General features: G+C 37.6%; 18 protein-coding genes. All 18 read right to left on the reverse strand.

Annotated elements, in window-relative coordinates:
• Positions 1-12 precede the first annotated feature (12 nt).
• Positions 13-714 carry a 30S ribosomal protein S2 gene (gene rpsB, locus BAU27_RS16900; RefSeq protein ID WP_000111485.1) on the reverse strand — a complete coding sequence of 234 codons (702 nt, stop codon included), beginning with the start codon at positions 712-714 and terminating at the stop codon, positions 13-15.
• A gap of 352 nt (positions 715-1,066) precedes the next feature.
• Positions 1,067-1,846 (reverse strand): GTP-sensing pleiotropic transcriptional regulator CodY, encoded by a 780-nt coding sequence (gene codY, locus BAU27_RS16905; RefSeq protein ID WP_000421290.1) that lies wholly within the window; start codon positions 1,844-1,846, stop codon positions 1,067-1,069.
• Positions 1,847-1,923: 77 nt separating this feature from the next.
• Positions 1,924-3,315, reverse strand: a complete 1,392-nt coding sequence (gene hslU / locus BAU27_RS16910; protein WP_071746785.1) for an ATP-dependent protease ATPase subunit HslU — start codon at positions 3,313-3,315, stop codon at positions 1,924-1,926.
• Positions 3,316-3,337: 22 nt separating this feature from the next.
• The gene (gene hslV / locus BAU27_RS16915; protein WP_000526272.1) at positions 3,338-3,880 is read right to left on the reverse strand and encodes an ATP-dependent protease proteolytic subunit HslV; all 543 of its coding nucleotides are present in this window, start codon (positions 3,878-3,880) and stop codon (positions 3,338-3,340) included.
• A 42-nt stretch (positions 3,881-3,922) separates the two neighbouring features.
• On the reverse strand, positions 3,923-4,822 hold the full coding sequence (gene xerC, locus BAU27_RS16920) for a tyrosine recombinase XerC (RefSeq protein WP_071746786.1): 900 nt from the start codon (positions 4,820-4,822) through the stop codon (positions 3,923-3,925).
• A 65-nt stretch (positions 4,823-4,887) separates the two neighbouring features.
• Entirely contained in the window at positions 4,888-6,192 is a 1,305-nt protein-coding gene (trmFO, locus tag BAU27_RS16925; protein ID WP_071746787.1) for an FADH(2)-oxidizing methylenetetrahydrofolate--tRNA-(uracil(54)-C(5))-methyltransferase TrmFO, read from the reverse strand.
• Positions 6,193-6,240: 48 nt separating this feature from the next.
• Entirely contained in the window at positions 6,241-8,319 is a 2,079-nt protein-coding gene (topA, locus tag BAU27_RS16930) for a type I DNA topoisomerase (RefSeq protein ID WP_071746788.1), read from the reverse strand.
• A gap of 144 nt (positions 8,320-8,463) precedes the next feature.
• Positions 8,464-9,333: a DNA-processing protein DprA gene (gene dprA / locus BAU27_RS16935; RefSeq protein WP_071746789.1), complete on the reverse strand. Its 870-nt coding sequence runs from the start codon at positions 9,331-9,333 to the stop codon at positions 8,464-8,466.
• 88 nt (positions 9,334-9,421) lie between these two features.
• Positions 9,422-10,324 (reverse strand): succinate--CoA ligase subunit alpha, encoded by a 903-nt coding sequence (gene sucD, locus BAU27_RS16940; protein ID WP_000115185.1) that lies wholly within the window; start codon positions 10,322-10,324, stop codon positions 9,422-9,424.
• A gap of 19 nt (positions 10,325-10,343) precedes the next feature.
• Positions 10,344-11,504, reverse strand: coding sequence for an ADP-forming succinate--CoA ligase subunit beta (gene sucC, locus BAU27_RS16945; protein ID WP_001020797.1), 1,161 nt, complete (start codon positions 11,502-11,504; stop codon positions 10,344-10,346).
• A 200-nt stretch (positions 11,505-11,704) separates the two neighbouring features.
• The gene (locus tag BAU27_RS16950) at positions 11,705-12,472 is read right to left on the reverse strand and encodes a ribonuclease HII (protein WP_071746790.1); all 768 of its coding nucleotides are present in this window, start codon (positions 12,470-12,472) and stop codon (positions 11,705-11,707) included.
• A 56-nt stretch (positions 12,473-12,528) separates the two neighbouring features.
• Positions 12,529-13,419 carry a ribosome biogenesis GTPase YlqF gene (gene ylqF / locus BAU27_RS16955; RefSeq protein WP_071746791.1) on the reverse strand — a complete coding sequence of 297 codons (891 nt, stop codon included), beginning with the start codon at positions 13,417-13,419 and terminating at the stop codon, positions 12,529-12,531.
• A 20-nt stretch (positions 13,420-13,439) separates the two neighbouring features.
• Positions 13,440-13,991 (reverse strand): signal peptidase I, encoded by a 552-nt coding sequence (gene lepB, locus BAU27_RS16960; RefSeq protein WP_000711850.1) that lies wholly within the window; start codon positions 13,989-13,991, stop codon positions 13,440-13,442.
• Positions 13,992-14,092: 101 nt separating this feature from the next.
• Positions 14,093-14,437 (reverse strand): 50S ribosomal protein L19, encoded by a 345-nt coding sequence (rplS, locus tag BAU27_RS16965; protein WP_001186517.1) that lies wholly within the window; start codon positions 14,435-14,437, stop codon positions 14,093-14,095.
• A 146-nt stretch (positions 14,438-14,583) separates the two neighbouring features.
• Positions 14,584-15,318, reverse strand: a complete 735-nt coding sequence (trmD, locus tag BAU27_RS16970; RefSeq protein WP_071746793.1) for a tRNA (guanosine(37)-N1)-methyltransferase TrmD — start codon at positions 15,316-15,318, stop codon at positions 14,584-14,586.
• Positions 15,318-15,833, reverse strand: a complete 516-nt coding sequence (gene rimM / locus BAU27_RS16975) for a ribosome maturation factor RimM (RefSeq protein WP_071771502.1) — start codon at positions 15,831-15,833, stop codon at positions 15,318-15,320. Before rimM ends, trmD begins: the two co-directional genes overlap by 1 nt.
• Before the next feature lie 121 nt (positions 15,834-15,954).
• Positions 15,955-16,182 (reverse strand): KH domain-containing protein, encoded by a 228-nt coding sequence (locus BAU27_RS16980; protein ID WP_000737392.1) that lies wholly within the window; start codon positions 16,180-16,182, stop codon positions 15,955-15,957.
• 14 nt (positions 16,183-16,196) lie between these two features.
• Complete coding sequence (gene rpsP / locus BAU27_RS16985; RefSeq protein ID WP_000268750.1) at positions 16,197-16,469, reverse strand: 30S ribosomal protein S16; 273 nt, start codon at positions 16,467-16,469, stop codon at positions 16,197-16,199.
• Positions 16,470-16,479 lie beyond the last annotated feature (10 nt).

Consider the following 16,479-nt stretch of genomic DNA (forward strand, 5'->3'; position numbering starts at 1 on the left):
TTTCCAAATTTGTTACGCAGTAACAGTTTCTTCACCTTGTTTTGCTTCAAGGATCGCGTCTGCCATTTTAGATGTAAGAAGTTTTACAGCACGAATTGCATCATCGTTTGCTGGGATAACGTGATCGATTTCGTCTGGATCACAGTTTGTATCAACGATACCGATGATTGGAATGTGTAATTTGCGTGCTTCAGCAACTGCAATACGCTCTTTACGAGGGTCTACTACGAATAATGCACTTGGAAGACCTTTCATATCTTTAATACCGCCTAAGAATTTCTCAAGACGCTCTAACTCTTTTTTAAGTTGAACAACTTCTTTCTTAGGAAGTACTTCGAAAGTACCATCTTCTTGCATTCTTTCGATGTCTTTAAGACGCTTGATACGCTTTTGGATTGTTTGGAAGTTTGTTAAAGTTCCACCTAACCAACGTTGGTTAACGAAGTACATACCAGCACGAGTTGCTTCTTCTTTAATAGCTTCTTGTGCTTGTTTTTTAGTACCTACGAATAAGATGTCTCCACCTTCAGCAGCGATGTCACGCATCGTTCTGTAAGCTTCCTCAACTTTTTTCACAGTTTTTTGTAAGTCGATGATGTAGATACCGTTACGCTCTGTGAAAATGTAACGCTTCATTTTTGGGTTCCAACGACGAGTTTGATGTCCGAAATGAACACCAGCTTCAAGCAATTGCTTCATAGAAATTACTGACATAATTTAGTTCCTCCTAAATGGTTTTTGATATCCTCCGTTTACTTCAACTCTAAGCGAAACTACAAACGTAGCACCAACACTTAAATCAGTAAACGTGTGTACTTTGTACTGACACCACTGCTTACTATATCATACTGAAATATTACAATCAAGTCGAAAATGCGAACAATGTAAAACTTTCTTTTTTTCACGCTCGAATTCTAGTATTCCCAACCTTCACTTCCTTTAAGCAAGGCGGTGAAGGTTAATTAATAGTTTTCTAATGAACGTTGTCATGACGCCTTACGTAAGCAAAATCATTCTCTTAAAAAAACAAAAAACTCTCCTCAACCGAGGAGAGTTTTTATATAAATTAGTTTGTTTTTAATTTAGCAAGTTCCTGTAGAAACTTGTCGTTTAGCACTTTAATGTATGTTCCTTTCATACCTAAAGAACGAGACTCAATAACACCAGCACTTTCTAATTTACGTAGTGCATTTACGATTACAGAACGAGTAATTCCTACGCGATCAGCAATTTTACTTGCAACAAGTAAACCTTCTGTTCCATTTAATTCTTCGAAGATGTGCTCAATTGCTTCTAACTCACTGTAAGATAATGAGCTGATCGCCATTTGAACAACAGCTTTACTACGTGCTTCCTCTTCGATTTCTTCTGCTTTTTCACGTAAGATTTCCATACCTACAACAGTTGAGCTGTACTCAGCAAGGATTAAATCATCATCTAAGAACTCTTGACCAAGACGAGCTAATACTAATGTACCTAGACGCTCACCGCCACCAACGATTGGTACGATTGTAGTTAAACCTTGACCGAATAATTCTCTGTTTTCTACCGGGAATGCTGTATAAGCACTGTTCACATCTAAGTTTGAAGATGTTTCTGTAATGTTGAATAAGCTTTGTGTATATTCTTCTGGGAACTGACGCTCTGCAAGCATTTGTTTCATACGCTCGTTTTCGATTTGTTGGTGAATTGCATAACCTAGTAATTTACCACGACGACTTACAACGAACACGTTTGCTTCAATTACTTCACACATTGTGTCAGACATTTCTCTAAAGTTTACAGGCTTCCCTGCTGCGCTCTGTAATAACGCATTTAATTTTCTCGTTTTTGCTAATAATTCCATTTCAAAAGTTCCTCCTACATGTTACTTACATATTTTTTCATCACTTGGAAACTAGGGCGAGTCACCTGATGACACTATTACAAAATAAACTGGCTCACATCTTTATTTTTAGCAATTGTTGCTAATTTCTCCTCAACGTATTGAGGTGTTATCGTTATTTTCTCTAACGTAATTTCAGATGCTTCAAACGATAAATCTTCAAGGAGTTTCTCCATAATCGTATGAAGTCTTCTTGCTCCAATATTATCTGTATCCTGATTAACTTGATAAGCAATCTCAGCAATCTTACGAATAGCTTCGTCTGAAAATTCAATTTCTATACCTTCAGTCGCTAATAATGCCATATATTGTTTAATTAACGCATTGTCAGGCTCGATTAATATTTTAACAAAATCGTCTGTCGATAATTTTGTTAATTCTACTCGAATCGGAAATCTCCCTTGCAATTCCGGAATTAAATCCGACGGTTTAGACATATGGAACGCTCCAGCTGCAACGAATAAAATATAATCCGTTTTTACTGATCCGTATTTTGTCGCAACATTCGACCCTTCTACAATTGGTAAAATGTCACGTTGCACACCTTCACGTGATACATCTACGCTATTCGACTGCTTACCAGCAATTTTGTCAATTTCATCGATAAAAATAATCCCGAGCTGTTCAGCACGATAAACAGCCTCTTGTGTAACTTCATCCATATCAATTAAGCGCTGTGCCTCTTCATTTGTCAAGAGTTTTCTCGCTTCTTTTACAGAAAGTTTACGTTTTTTCGTTTTTTTCGGCATAAAACTTCCTAATGCATCTTGGAAATTCATACCCATTTGTTCCATACCCGTTCCTTGTAACATATCAAACATTGAAGACTGTTGCTCAGTCACTTCAATCGATACAATTTCTTCTTCAAGAAGTCCTGCAGCAAGTTTTCTTTCCACGTCTAGACGTTTCTTTTCGATTTCAGCATCTTCCTGTGCATCAGATGTTTGATTCGAATTTTGAGCACCGCCAAAAAGCATTTCTAACGGGTTTTTAAATCCAGATTGCTTCTCCGGACTCGGCACTAAAATTTCAACAAGACGTTGATTCGCTTGCTCTTCTGCTTTATCTTGAACTTTCACTACCATTTCTTCTTTTACGATGCGAACTGACGTTTCCACAAGGTCACGTACCATCGACTCTACATCTCTACCCACATATCCAACTTCTGTGAATTTCGTAGCTTCAACCTTAATAAAAGGTGCTCCAACGAGTTTCGCCATTCGTCGTGCTACCTCTGTTTTCCCAACACCTGTCGGTCCAATCATCAAAATATTTTTAGGTGCTATTTCATCACGTAAATTTTCAGCTAATTTACTACGACGGTATCGATTTCTCAACGCTACAGCAACCGCTTTCTTTGCATCTTTTTGACCGATGATGTATTGATCTAATTTTTCCACAATTTGGCGCGGAGTAAAATGTAAATGCATATAAAATGCCTCCCTTACGATTCTACAATTCTTCAACAATTATGTTGTGATTCGTATAAACACAAATATCTCCAGCAATCTCTAAACTCGCTTTCGCAATTTGTTTCGCTGTTAAGTGTTCACTTGCATATTGCTTTAAAGCACGACCTGCAGAAAGTGCATAATTCCCACCTGATCCAATTGCTAAAATACCATCATCCGGTTCAATCACTTCTCCTGTACCTGAAACAAGGAGCATAGTTGTTTTATCCATGACAATGAGCATCGCTTCTAGCTGACGTAACATTTTATCGCCACGCCATTGTTTTGCCATTTCAACAGCAGCACGCTGCAAGTTGCCATTATACTCTTCTAATTTCCCTTCAAACATTTCAAAAAGAGTAAATGCGTCAGCAACTGAACCTGCAAAACCAGCTAAAACTTTACCTTGGAAAAGTTTGCGAACTTTACGAGCTGTATGTTTCATTACAACAGCATTTCCCATTGTCACCTGGCCATCTCCAGCCATTGCACATTCTCCATTATGATGAACTGCAAATATCGTTGTAGCGTGGAAATTCCCCATAGAAAAAACTCCTTTATATGTTTTTATAGCTTTAATAGCAATTTATGCCCGCGGGTGATGCTTCATGTAAACAGAACGCAATCTTTCTTTAGAGACATGCGTATAAATTTGTGTCGTCGACAAATTTTCATGACCTAACAGCTCCTGTACAGTACGTAAATCCGCCCCCTCATCTAACATGTGTGTAGCAAATGTATGCCTTAACATATGGGGACTTATCCGCATTGTCAATGAAGCCTTCTTAATGAGTTCGTTTAATACATAACGTACACCCCGACTTGTTAGCGGCGTACCTTTCGCATTTAAAAATACCATATGAGAGTGTTCTTCAGTCTTGTTAGCTAACTGTTTTCTCCCGTTCTCTATATAAGTAATTAAAGCATCTTGTGCATAACTTCCGAACGGAATATACCTTTGTTTTTTTCCTTTTCCCATCACTAAAATTGTTCCCACTGCGAAGTCAATATCGGTAAGTTGTAAATTGGTACATTCACTCACACGGATCCCAGTTGCATACATCAACTCTAATAACGCTTGATTCCTTTGACCTAGCGGTGTTTCCGTATCAGAAACTTCAAATAATTCCTCTAATTCTTCAGCATATAAAAACTTTGGGATTGACAATTCTTTTTTGGGGAGTGACGCAAGTGCAAACGGATTATCTTTCCGATAACCTTCACGCATCAAAAAACGATATAAACTTCGTAAGCTTGATACTTTTCTTGCGACAGATTTACGGGCTAACTTTTCATCGTGCAACGTTGTTAAGTACAAACGAACATCCGCGTATGTAACATCTAAAAAAGAGGATATGCCTTCTCGCTCCATAAATTGCACAAAATGTTCTAAATCATTTTGATAACTTGCAATTGTATATTTTGAATAATTTCTTTCAATTTGTAAATATCCAACGAATAATTGTAACAATTTCTTCACATTCACATAATTCACCTCAATAAAGGCTACTAAATCGTATCACAACTTAGTAGCCTTTGCAAGAAATTTAACTAAATATTTACAAAATTTTGAATTGTTTCTAAAGCGCGTGTTGCATATGCTTCATTTCGTTCTGCTTTCTTCTTAATTTTCTTCTCCAACGGCGCAAACAAACCGAAGTTTGCATTCATTGGTTGGAAGTTTTTCGCATTTGTCGCAGTAATATAATTCGCCATACTTCCCATTGCAGTTACAGGTGGTAACACAACCGGTTCTTCACCTTTCACAAGTCGAGCAGCGTTAATACCCGCTAGTAATCCTGACGCCGCCGATTCAACATATCCCTCTACTCCAGTCATTTGACCAGCGAAGAATAAATCATCACGTTGTTTATATTGATATGTTGGACGAAGCAAGTTAGGTGAATTAATAAACGTATTACGATGCATTACACCGTAGCGTACAATTTCTGCGTTCTCCAGTCCTGGAATTAACTGTAACACTTCTTTTTGTGGTCCCCACTTTAAATGCGTTTGGAAACCTACAATATTGTATAACGTTCCCGCTGCATCATCTTGACGTAACTGAACAACAGCATATGGCGTTTTCCCTGTTTTCGGATCTTCTAATCCAACAGGTTTCATTGGTCCAAATACTAGCGTCTGTCTTCCTCTGCTTGCCATAACTTCCACTGGCATACAACCTTCAAAGAAAATTTCCTTTTCAAATTCTTTTAAAGGTACTGTCTCAGCAGCAATTAAAGCTTCATAAAAACGATCAAATTCTTCTTCTGTCATCGGACAGTTTAAATATGCCGCTTCCCCTTTATCATAACGAGACTTTAAATATACTTTGTTCATATCAATGCTGTCTTTTTCAACGATTGGTGCTGCTGCATCGTAGAAATAGAAATAATCTTCACCTGTTAGTTCTTTTAATTGTGCAGAAAGATCAGGAGACGTAAGTGGACCTGTCGCAATAATAGTTGGTCCTTCTGGAATTTCAGTGATTTCTTCATTCATAACAGTTACGTTTGGATGATTTTTCACATACTCAGTTACTTTAGCTGCAAATTCATGACGATCTACAGCTAAAGCCCCTCCTGCTGGTACAGAACACTCATCAGCTGCACGAATAATAACAGAGTCCATTAGGCGCATTTCTTCTTTAATAACCCCAACAGCATTCGTTAATGTATTCGCACGAAGCGAGTTACTGCATACTAGTTCCGCAAATTTATCTGTGTGGTGAGCTGGCGTTTGTCGTACCGGCCTCATTTCATATAATTTCACTTGGACACCACGTTTTGCAATTTGGTAAGCTGCTTCGCTTCCTGCAAGACCTGCGCCAATGACGTTTACTACTTGTGTTGTCATATATATCACCTTTCCTTTTCTTCCCGAAAAAAATGTGAGCAGTTACGCTCACATTTGTTGTTCTTCTTCATAATCACACGAAATACATTGTACTTGCACGCCTTTTTTCAACTTCTTCTCTACAAGCATACCTTCGCACTTCGGACATTTACGGCCAATTGGCTTATCCCAAGATACAAAGTCACACTCTGGATACGTACCGCACCCATAGAAAAGACGTTTCTTTTTATTACTTCGACGTTCAATAATTTGTCCTTTATCACACTTCGGACAAGTAACACCAATTTCTTTCACAATCGGCTTTGTATTACGACAATCTGGGAAATTCGAACATGCCATAAACTTCCCGTATTTACCCATTTTAAAGACCATTGGGTGCTCACATAATTCACAGTCTTCCCCAGCTGGTTCATCTTTAATTTCCACTTCACGCATTTCTTTTTCCGCTTTTTCTAAGCGCGGTTCAAATCCTACGTAGAAATCATCAACAATTTTCACCCAATTTGCATTTCCTTCTTCTACTTCATCAAGGCTTTGCTCCATGTTGGCAGTAAATTCAATGTTAATAATTTCTGGGAAAAACTCTAAAATAAGTTCGATTACTATTCCACCAAGCTCAGTCGGAACGAAGCGTTTATTATCTAAACCAACGTATCCTCGTTTTTGGATTGTTTCAAGTGTCGGTACATAAGTAGACGGTCTCCCAATTCCAAGCTCTTCAAGTGTCCTTACTAGACGAGCCTCTGTATAACGCGGCGGAGGCTGTGTGTAATGTTGCTTCGGTTCTATATCTTTTGAAAATACAGTTTCCCCTACTTCTAAAGGTGGCAACATTTTATCTTTTTCTTCCGCACCATCATCTTTCGACTCTACATACACTTTCATAAATCCTGGGAACTTTACAAGCGATCCACTTGCACGGAACTGAACATTATTATTAATGAGTCTCGCTGTAACAGTATCCATTATAGCAGATGCCATTTGACTTGCAACAAATCGCTCCCAAATCAGTTTATACAAACGTAATTGATCACGACCTAAGAAACTTTTTAGTTCCTCTGGCTTTCTCATTACCGAAGTAGGACGAATCGCCTCATGCGCATCTTGTGCATTCGACTTTTTCGTTTCTTTCTTCTTCTCTGTCCCTATGTATTCCGCACCAAACGACTCTGTAATATAAGTACGAGCCTCTGTTTGAGCTGTTTCTGAGATCCTTGTTGAATCGGTTCTCATATACGTAATAAGACCTACAGTCCCTTGTTTTCCAAGATCTATCCCTTCATACAATTGCTGCGCAAGCATCATTGTTTTCTTTGCTCGCATATTTAATTTACGTGCGGCTTCTTGTTGCAAGGAAGATGTTGTAAACGGTAATGCTGGATTACGCTTCCGCTCTTTTCGCGTTACATTTTCAACCGAAAACGCATTATCTTTCATCTTTTCGATTATTTCGTTCACTTGTTCTTCGTTCGTTAATTGAACTTTTTCACCATCTACACCGTAAAAGCTTGCTTCAAATGTGTCTTTACCTTTCACAAATTCTGTTTTAATTGTCCAGAATTCTTCAGGTTCAAAGTTTTGAATTTCTCTTTCACGTTCGATAATTAAACGAACTGCTACAGATTGTACGCGTCCTGCACTTAATCCTTTTTTTACTTTCTTCCATAATAAAGGACTAATATTGTAACCAACAAGACGATCGAGTATACGCCTTGCTTGTTGCGCATCTACTAAATCCATATTAATTGCCCGAGGATGTTTAAATGATTCTTTTATTGCATCTTTTGTAATCTCATTAAATACCACTCGGCAATCTGATTCAACGTCCACATTTAACGTATTTGCTAAATGCCAAGCAATTGCTTCCCCTTCGCGGTCTGGATCGGCCGCGAGATAGACTTTCTTTGCTTTTTTTGCCGCTGATTTTAAATCTTTTAAAACGGGACCTTTACCACGAATGGTAATATACTTCGGGGTGAAGTTATTCTTTACTTCTATCCCCATTTGGCTTTTAGGTAAATCGCGAACATGTCCCATGGACGCAACGACTTTGTATTTTTTCCCTAAATATTTCTCAATGGTCTTCGCCTTAGAAGGCGACTCCACGATTACGAGGTAATCTGACATGCTAGTGCCTCCTTAAGAGGTGGATTCAAGTCTTCATCAATCTTATTGATTTCTCTTGTTTTTGTCAATCAAGAATGAATATACCATACAGTGACAATCTACCATTTGTCAATAATTGTTTAATAAAAACATAAAAATATATGGCTAATTTATAATTTCCTCCAGGATATCCTCTGCATTTCGTACTAATTTTGCACCTTGTTGAATAAGATAATTCGTTCCTGATGCACTATCTATAAATATTGGTCCAGGAAGGGCAAATACCTCTCTATTTTGCTCTAATGCAAGGTCTGCAGTAATAAGTGATCCACTTCTTGATTTTGCTTCTACAACTAAAACCCCTTTACTTATTCCGCTAATAATTCGATTTCTTTTTGGAAAATACCATTTTTTCGGTGCATAATGCGGCGGATACTCTGTCAATAACAATATATAGTCTTTCCACGTGTCATATAACCGTCTATTCTCTTTCGGATACATATAAGATAATCCATGTCCTAAGATTGCAATAGTCGGGCAATGCTGACTTACTGTGACTTCGTGAGCAATCTTATCTATCCCTTTTGCAAACCCACTAACAATAAGCCACTCCTTTTCAAGTAAAGGGTGTAAAATAAATTTCATACTCTTCTTTCCGTATAAAGACGGATCTCTCGTCCCAACAATCGCTAATTTATTTACTTTACTAAGAAAATCCCTCTCCCCTTTTCCATATAAAACAAAAGGAGGATCTTGTATTTCTCGCAATAATTTTGGATAATCCTCATCCCATATAGTCATATAAAACATTCGATTTTTTTCTAAATAGGAGATATATTGTGGGAGACTTGCATTCTGAAGAAAATTTACTAGTTCTGAAGATTTTTTCGAGGATATTCCAGCGTAATATTCAAATTGCTCTGCACTAAAAGTGTACATCCTATTCAATTCCGGATCAACATATAGTATCCTCTCCATCGCTTTCCAATGATCCGCCAACACGTAATGTAGGTGCAATAATCGTTCTCTTTTCATCTTAATTCTCCTTACCCATAATTTTTATTATGTAAACAGGAAAAGTGTAAAAAGACACCCTCAAACAAGAAGGTGTCTTTCAAAAAGATTAATAGTTTTTACAAGTTTCAAATAATCCCTTTTCTTTTAAAACAGAGATTAATGTTTCACCCATAACAGCTGGCGTTTCAGCAACTTTAATACCACAAGCTTCCATTGTTTTAATCTTTTCCGCAGCAGTTCCTTTACCGCCAGAAATGATTGCACCGGCATGGCCCATACGTTTGCCTTCAGGCGCAGTTTGGCCACCAATGAAGCCGACAACTGGTTTTGTCATATTAGCTTTTACCCACTCAGCTGCTTCTTCTTCTGCCGTACCGCCGATTTCACCAATCATAATTACAGCATGTGTTTCTTCATCTTCATTAAATGCTTTTAACGCATCAATAAAGTCTGTACCGTTAACAGGGTCCCCACCGATACCTACAGCAGTAGATTGGCCAATACCTTCTTGTGTTAACTGATGTACAGCTTCATACGTTAATGTACCAGAGCGAGATACGATACCCACATGACCTTTTTTATGAATGTATCCTGGCATAATACCAATTTTACATTCATCAGGTGTAATGACACCAGGACAGTTTGGTCCAAGTAAACGTGTATGTTTACCTGCCATATATCTCTTTACATTTACCATATCTAATACAGGGATTCCTTCAGTAATACATACTACTAAATCAATCTTTGCATCAACTGCTTCCATAATTGCATCAGCCGCAAAAGCGGGTGGAACGTATACAACTGAAGCATTTGCGCCTGTTGCTTTCACTGCATCTTCTACAGTATCAAATACTGGTACACCTTCAATATCAGTGCCACCTTTACCTGGCGTTACACCACCGACAATTTTCGTACCGTATTCAATCATTTGTTTTGTATGGAATAATCCTTGAGAACCTGTAATACCTTGAACAATAACTTTTGTATCTTTATTAACTAATACGCTCATTTTTCTCCCCCGCTTTCTATTAGCCCACTAGTGAAACAATTTTTTGTGCACCGTCTGCCATAGATTCTGCTGCAACAATATTTAAGCCAGACTCATTTAAAATCTTCTTACCTAACTCTACGTTTGTACCTTCAAGACGTACAACTAAAGGTAACTCAAGACCTACTTGCTTCGTTGCTTCAATAACACCTTCTGCAATAACATCACACTTCATAATGCCACCAAAAATGTTAACGAAGATACCTTTTACATTTTTGTCAGAAAGGATAATTTTGAATGCTTCTGTAACTTTTTCAGCTGTTGCGCCGCCACCAACATCTAAGAAGTTAGCTGGGTCACCATGGTAATGTTTAATGATATCCATTGTAGCCATTGCTAAACCTGCACCATTAACCATACAACCGATATTTCCATCTAAAGGAATGTAGTTTAAGTCATATTTAGAAGCTTCAATTTCTTTTGAATCTTCTTCATCAAGATCACGAAGTTCTAAAATGTCTTTATGGCGATATAACGCATTAGAATCGAAGTTTAATTTCGCATCTAAAGCCATAACTTTACCGTCACCTGTTGTAACAAGTGGATTAATCTCAGCGATAGAGCAATCTTTTTCGATAAACGCACTATATAAGCCCATCATAAACTTCACAGCTTGTCCTACAAGCTCTTTTGGAATATTGATGTTAAACGCGATTCGACGTGCTTGGAAACCTTGTAAACCTACTGCTGGATCAATATATTCTTTAAAGATTTTTTCAGGTGTTTTTTCTGCTACTTCTTCAATTTCTGTTCCACCTTCTTCAGATGCCATTAAAACAACTTGAGAAGTTGCACGATCTAATACAAGACCTACATAATATTCTTTTTTAATATCGCAACCTTCTTCGATAAGTAAGCGTTTTACTTCCTTACCTTCAGGACCTGTTTGATGCGTCACAAGTGTAGTTCCTAAAATGCTTTCTGCATATGTACGAACTTCTTCTAAATTTTTCGCAACTTTTACTCCGCCAGCTTTGCCGCGTCCACCAGCGTGAATTTGTGCTTTAACTACACATACTTCCGTTCCTAATTCTTTAGCTGCTTCTACAGCTTCTTCTACTGTAAATGCAACCTTCCCGTTCGGAACGCTAACCCCATAGCTTCTAAGGACTGCCTTACCTTGGTACTCATGGATATTCATGGTCCCATCCTCCCCTGTTTTCCTGTTTTACTCGAAAAGTTTTTTAATGTTTAAAAAACATTACATTGCCATTGTATAAGATGATTGGCACGCTGTCTACAATAAAGTGTCAGAAAACTGAAATCGCTTTATTCTTTTTTGAAAATAATAATGTTCATATACCAAAATAAAAAAATAAGCTGTATATTCACAGCTTATTTTTAAATCATATCTTTAATTGGCGCAAATGATTTCCGATGTTCCTCTAACACTCCATGTAATTCAATCGCTTCTAAATGCTGTTTCGTCCCATACCCCATATGTTGTTCAAATCCATATGCAGGATACTTTTTTCCTAACTCTTTCATCATACGATCCCTTGTCACTTTCGCAATAATAGATGCAGCTGAAATAGATATACTTTTCGCATCACCTTTAATGATTGATGTTTGCGGAATTGATGTAGGCAACTTCATCGCATCGATTAATAAATATTCTGGTGTACATGATAAATTAGCAACTGCATCTAACATCGCTTGCTTTGTTGCTTGATAAATATTGATTTCATCAATAATTTGTGGTGATACAATTCCAACTCCAATTGCAATCGCATGCTCTTTAATTTCATCATAAAAACGCTCTCGTTTCGCTTCACTCAACTTTTTCGAGTCATTTAATCCTGGAATATAAAATTCTTCCGGAAGGACCACAGCAGCTGTCACAACAGGTCCAGCTAACGGTCCTCGTCCCACTTCATCAATGCCCGCAATATACGTGATTCCTTTTTCACGCAAAGCATGTTCATACTTAGACATTTCTAGAAATTTCTCTTTTTCCTTGTGTGCCAACTCTTTTTGTTTATACCACTTCAAAATTAATTTTTGAACACCTTTTCTCTCGTCTTTCACTAACATTTGAAAACGCTCATCTTCTTCATTTATAATTTCTTGTAGCAAACATTCGGCTTCTTGTATAGTTATTTTTTGCATCTATCTATACTCCTTTTTAAACGTATCCAAAAAGAAAAGACGCACAAACGCACGTCTTATATTTCTTCTGCTTTTTCCACATCTTCTACCTGCTCTGCAAACTCTTCTGGTGTTTCAAACGTCATTTTTCCAAGTTTACCACCACGAAGCTCACGAAGTACAAGTTCAGATGTTTTATCATAATCAATCATGCCGCCACCCATTAGGCAACCTCTGTTTTTTCCGATTGCATCAAATAACTCCACAATATCTTCTGGAATGTCATTTAAATTATATCGCTCTTTTAATCGTTCTGGATAATGTTTCTCCATAAAGCGTAATGCATAAACAGCTACATCTTGTAGATTTAAAATAGAGTCTTTAATTGCACCAGTCGTAGCTAGACGTAAACCAACTAATTGATCTTCAAATTTAGGCCACAAAATACCTGGTGTATCAAGTAGCTCCATTTCTTTTCCAACTTTAATCCACTGCTGAGCTGTAGTTACTCCAGGACGATCTCCTGTTTTCGCGATATTTTTCTTCGCTAATTTATTAATCAAAGTGGATTTACCAACATTTGGAATACCTACAATTAAAGCACGAATCGCTCTCGGTCTAATACCTTTAGCAACCATTTTATCGAATTTTTCTTTAACAAGGATTTTACAAGCTGCTGCAATTTCTTTCATACCTTGTCCAGCTTGCGCATTAATTGAAATTGCCTTATGGCCCTTTTCTTTAAAATATGCAATCCATTGTTTCGTTAAACGATCATCTGCCATATCCGCCTTATTTAAAACAACCAGCCTCGGTTTATGTGTAATAATTTCATCAATCATCGGATTTCGAGAAGATAAAGGTAATCGAGCATCTACAAGCTCAATTACAACATCGATTAACTTTAATTTTTCTGTTACTTGGCGTCTAGCCTTTGCCATATGCCCTGGGAACCATTGAATTGCCATGTTGCCACCTTCTTTTTCTGTTATTTCACAATACGTGCATCTTTTAACGGCCAATATAACATATTTGCATTACCAATTACTTGGTCCACTGAAATTGTACCAATTGTCCGGCTATCTTTACTAAAACGGCGATTATCGCCTAAAACAAATAATTGACCTTCTGGGACAGTTTTCTTTCCAGTCATTTCTTCCAGAGTAAAATCATATGTAAGCGGTCCGTCAGAAATTTGTTTTTTTTGTTTGTCTAAGTACGGCTCCTCATAAGCTTTTCCATTAACGTATAGTTTATCATTACGATATTCGATTTCATCGCCTGGTAGGCCGATAATACGCTTAATATAATCTTTTTCTTCCGTCGCTCGAAATACAATAATATCAAAGCGCTTCGGATCACCTATGTGATAACCTATTTTATTAACAATCATTCGATCACGATCATGTAAAGTTGGTGACATCGATACACCATCTACGAGAATTGGCGCAAAGAAAAACTGTCTAATAACGCCCGCTAATACAATTGCAATCAAAATTGCTTTGATCCATTCCCAAAGTGAACTCTTTTCTTTCTTCATGCATTTCCCCTCCACAGTTATGTAAGCTGCTCGTATTATATCAAAATTTTATATAGATTGGAAAAAGGGAGCTTGCGCATTTACAAGCTCCCATACATGTCTTATCGAATTTCTTTAATACGTGCTTTTTTACCGCGAAGGTTACGTAAGTAGTATAACTTAGCACGACGTACTTTACCACGGCGAAGTACTTCGATGTTCGCGATTCTTGGCGTGTGAACTGGGAATGTACGCTCAACACCTACGCCGTAAGAAATCTTACGAACTGTGAATGTTTCACTGATTCCGCCACCACGACGTTTGATTACAACACCTTCGAAAAGCTGAATTCTTTCACGAGTTCCCTCAACTACTTTTACGTGTACACGTAAAGTGTCTCCAGGACGGAATGAAGGAAGGTCAGTTTTTAATTGGCCTTTTGTAATTTCTGCGATTAATTGTTGCATATTAAATTCTCTCCTTTAAACAGATGCTCTTATAAAGTCTTAATAAATTACAGCGGAACATCGTTAATACGGCTACTGATTTCAGTAGCACAAATGTTATAATAGCATATTGCTAGGACTGTTGCAACAGAAAATATATCAAGCCCTTATTGGTCTTTTTTAATTTGCTCCAGCCATTTCTCTTCCTGCTTAGATAATTCTCGCTCTTCTAGTAAATCTGGTCTACGCGTATACGTACGACGCAAGGATTCTTTATGGCGCCATTCATCAATGTTTTTATGATTTCCTGACATTAATACATCCGGTACCTTCATACCACGAAAATCAGCAGGACGTGTATAATGTGGGTGTTCTAACAAACCTGTGCTAAAAGAATCTTCCACTTGTGACGTTTGATTCCCTAGTACTCCTGGCAGGAGACGTACAACACTATCAGTAATCACCATTGAGGCTAGTTCTCCACCCGTCAATACGTAATCACCAATAGAAATCTCATCTGTTACAAGATGTTCACGAACTCGTTCATCGTACCCTTCATAATGGCCACATACAAAAATAACATGCTCTTCTTCAGCAAGCTCTTCTGCCTTCCTCTGCGTAAAACGCTCTCCTTGTGGACACATTAAGACGATTCTCGGTTTACGGTCTGTTTCCTTCGTTAACTCTTCCACCGCATCAAAGATAGGCTGAGGGGTTAATACCATCCCAGCACCCCCACCATACGGATAATCATCTACACTATTATGCTTACTAGTTGTATAATCACGGAAATTGACAACACGAAGCTCTACCGCTTCTTTTTCTTGTGCTTTCTTTAAAATTGAAGACCCAAACACACCTGTAAACATATCTGGAAACAATGTTAAAATGTCAATCTTCATTATAGCAATCCTTCCATTACATGAATGGTTACTAATTTATTCTCAATATTAACTTGAAGCACAACGTCATCAATATAAGGAATTAAAAGATCTTGACCTTTTGGACGTTTAATCACCCATACATCATTCGCACCAGGAGATAAGATCTCTTTGATCATTCCTAACGCTTCTCCTTCTTCCGTTACAACACTACAACCAATAATTTCATGATAGTAGTATTCACCTTCAGCTAGTTCGCCTAACTGCTCTTCTGGTACTTTTATTAAAGAACCTTTCAACTTCTCTACTTCATCTACATTGTTGTATCCTTCAAGTGTTAATAAATCAAATGTCTTATGTTGACGATGAGAAGTTACCTTCACTGGAAGATAGTCTGTGTCTTTCTCATTACATATGTATAACGTGTTTCCTACTTTATATCGCTCTTCTGGAAAATCAGTACGAGAAATTACACGAATTTCTCCTCTTACGCCATGAGTATTTACAATTTTCCCTACGTTAAACCATTTTGTCATAAATAGTATGTCACCCCTGGTTTCTATATAAATTAAGCATCTCCATTTCACATATGGAACATGCAACTTCTCTTTAAATGTTAAAAAAGGGAGAGGAATTAACTCCTCGCCCTTTTTACGTTTATTGAATTTCCAGTGTTACTTTTTCATCATTATGATGTCCCACTGAATACAAGAGCATTCGAATTGCTTTCGCAACCTTCCCTTGCTTTCCAATGACTTTTCCAACATCCTCAGGATGTACAGTTAATCGATACTTTATCTCTCCGTTGCAAAGTTCCTGTGTAACTTTTACATCTTCAGGATGATCGACAAGAGGCTTGACAATCGTCTCGACTAACTTCTTCATAGTCATTGCCTCAATTACTTACCTTGTTTAGATAAGTGGAATTTCTCCATGATACCTTGGTTAGAGAATAAGTTACGAACTGTATCAGACGGTTTAGCACCGTTTCCTAACCATTTTAATGCTGCTTCTTCGTTGATCTTAACTTCAGCTGGTTGAGCAACCGGATTGTAAGTACCGATTTCCTCAATGAAACGTCCGTCACGAGGAGAACGAGAATCTGCAACAACTACACGATAGAAAGGAGTTTTTTTAGCTCCCATACGTTTTAAACGAATTTTAACTGCCATTTATAAAGCA

Source organism: Bacillus sp. NH11B, assembly GCF_001884205.1.
GTDB classification, from domain to species: domain Bacteria; phylum Bacillota; class Bacilli; order Bacillales; family Bacillaceae_G; genus Bacillus_A; species Bacillus_A proteolyticus.